The sequence below is a fragment of the Pseudoduganella sp. RAF19 genome, assembly GCF_052114165.1.
GTDB lineage: Bacteria > Pseudomonadota > Gammaproteobacteria > Burkholderiales > Burkholderiaceae_D > Rugamonas.
Genome location: NZ_JBFREF010000032.1, coordinates 1 through 1,226 on the forward strand (window position 1 = coordinate 1; position 1,226 = coordinate 1,226).

At 54.2% G+C, this 1,226-nt stretch carries 1 protein-coding gene; it reads left to right on the forward strand.

Annotated elements, in window-relative coordinates; all coding sequences use genetic code 11:
• Window positions 1–58 precede the first annotated feature (58 nt).
• Window positions 59–1,219 (forward strand): IS30 family transposase, encoded by a 1,161-nt coding sequence (locus AB4Z19_RS30455; RefSeq protein ID WP_442030276.1) that lies wholly within the window; start codon window positions 59–61, stop codon window positions 1,217–1,219.
• Window positions 1,220–1,226 lie beyond the last annotated feature (7 nt).

Consider the following 1,226-nt stretch of genomic DNA (forward strand, 5'->3'; position numbering starts at 1 on the left):
TGCGGATTCAACCGGTCGACGCAACACTATAAACTGCTTAGGCAGGAGGAGTGTTGCCATGAAACGCAAGCCACGAATCTATTACACTGACGAGCAGAAGGCATTGATGTGGGAACGCTGGCGTCAAGGTGAATCTCTGCAGCATATTGCCCAACTTTTCGGCCGAAGTCACGGCGCAATTCAGGGAATTCTTATTCGGAACGGTGGGATTAGTCCTGCTCAGCGCTCTCGCTCCAGGTTGGCTTTAACCATTGCCGAGCGCGAAGACATCTCACGATCCCTGGTAGCGGGTACGTCGATTCGGAAGATTGCTGCTTCGCTGGGGCGGGCCCCGTCCACCATCAGCCGGGAAGTGAAGCGTAATGGCGGGCAGGCGCTATACCGGGCAAACCAGGCCGACAAGCGCGCCTGGGATCGAGCACGGCGCCCTAAGCGCTGTAGACTGGCAGAGAACCCTGCGCTGGCTGAAACGGTGGCTGCGAAGCTTCAACTGCAATGGTCACCTGAGCAAATTGCTGGATGGCTCAAGCGCGCTTACCTTGGCGATAAGGCTCATCAAGTGTCTCACGAAACGATTTATCGCAGCCTATACATTCAGGCTCGTGGCGCTCTGAAAAAGGAGCTTACCGAGCACTTGCGCCGTACTCGAGTAATGCGTCGCTCGCGCCATCACACGCAGAAGACTGAAGATCACGGCCGAATCGTCGATGCGATTTCGATTAGCGAACGTCCCGCCACGGCTGAAGATCGGGCAGTTCCTGGGCATTGGGAAGGTGATCTCTTATGTGGCAGTCACAACAGCCAGATCATCACGCTAGTTGAGCGGCAGACGCGCTATGTGATGCTAGTAAAGGTCGCACACAAGGATAGCGAAACAGTCGTGAATGCGTTGCTCCAGCATGCGATGAAGCTGCCCCAAGAACTCTACAAGTCGCTCACTTGGGATAGAGGTTCAGAGCTGGCAGAGCACAAGCGTTTCAAGCTGGCGACCGATATCCAGGTCTTCTTTTGCGATCCAAGAAAACCTTGGCAACGCGGGTCGAATGAGAACACCAATGGCTTGCTGAGACAGTATTTGCCAAAGGGACTGGATTTATCAAGTTATTCGCAAGGTCAGCTCGACGCCATCGCAAATCGGCTGAATGAACGACCTAGAAAAACGTTAGACTATGAAACGCCGGCTCAACGGTTTTATCAATGTGTTGCGTCGACCGGCTGAATCCGCA

What these genes read in the sequence shown, in the direction of transcription:
- AB4Z19_RS30455 (WP_442030276.1), top strand. Translation starts at nt 59, where the DNA reads ATGAAACGCAAGCCACGAATCTATTACACTGACGAGCAGAAGGCATTG.